Source organism: Syntrophaceticus schinkii, assembly GCF_000946815.1.
Lineage (GTDB): Bacteria > Bacillota > DSM-12270 > Thermacetogeniales > Thermacetogeniaceae > Syntrophaceticus > Syntrophaceticus schinkii.
Genome location: NZ_CDRZ01000148.1, coordinates 1 through 1,010 on the forward strand (window position 1 = coordinate 1; position 1,010 = coordinate 1,010).

Below are 1,010 nucleotides of genomic sequence, written 5' to 3' on the forward strand. Positions count from 1 at the left end.
AGCTCATCTGTTTCTATCCCACCATATTTGCCCTTTTCATGGTTTTTCCTTATTTGTTTGATCATGGCCTGCTTTCATCATGGGATATATTTTTTAAGCTTTTTCAGCAGGTTACTGTAATTAGGGCAAAAAACCATTTTGGCACTGTCCTTCCCATATAACATCCCTGCTTCTTCACTGCTGCGCAAACTATAGATAACCTTATCGTATGCAAGGAGATGCCTTGTCAGATCCACATTACGCCTGTTAAAAGAACCTACAGGGTAACCGGATTCGACAATGTAGGGAACCTGTTGGCTTAACAAAACTGCCTTATTAAAGGACTGATCACTGATTTCTTCAAATGCCTTTTCTCCAATAACCCGTGCCCCTAAAGCTTTCCCTACATGATAGTCAATGTCGTTTTCATGAAGCACACCGGTCATAATACTAAATCCGCATTTATTCAGAAAACGGTAGAGAGGAGCACCGCTGCCGGCACCACCCAGCACATAGACCGTGGGGCCGCTGTTGATCAACTCCATACCACCCAGGGACGAGGGCTGAAGTGTGCAGATTCAATATCATATAGATCGGCAACCATTTCCTCATCCAGAATTGCTTCCGGGGGTCCATAAGCAAGTATTTTCCCGTTTTTAACCAGAAGCGCTGTTTCGTCAGCTTTTTAAAGCTAAATTCAATTTCATTGTAAGGAGAGGATTACGGTAATGCCTTTTTCTTTGGTGAGCTGCCGTAAGATCTCCATGACCTCCACACGGTGTTTCACATCTAGATGAGTTGTCGGTTCATCCAAAACGATCACTTCCGGCTCCTGTACCAGGGCCCGAGCAAGCAGCACTTTTTGTTTTTCTCCATCGCTTAGTTCACTGAAGTATCTATCCGCTAATTCATGTGCATTGACAAGATGCAAGGCTTCCCAAGTTTTCTGCGTATCTTCCTCGGAAAAGTGCCCGAAAAAGTTTGTGTAAGGGTACCGGCCCATGGCGGCAATATCAAATACTGTAACCAAA

2 protein-coding genes are annotated in these 1,010 nt (G+C 44.2%); both read right to left on the reverse strand.

The window, feature by feature from the left end:
- Window positions 1–77 precede the first annotated feature (77 nt).
- Window positions 78–518 (reverse strand): hypothetical protein, encoded by a 441-nt coding sequence (locus tag SSCH_RS19020; RefSeq protein ID WP_052835403.1) that lies wholly within the window; start codon window positions 516–518, stop codon window positions 78–80.
- A gap of 164 nt (window positions 519–682) precedes the next feature.
- Window positions 683–1,010, reverse strand: a 328-nt coding sequence (locus SSCH_RS19025) for an ABC transporter ATP-binding protein (protein WP_198142218.1), incomplete at its 5' end; no start/stop codon positions are given.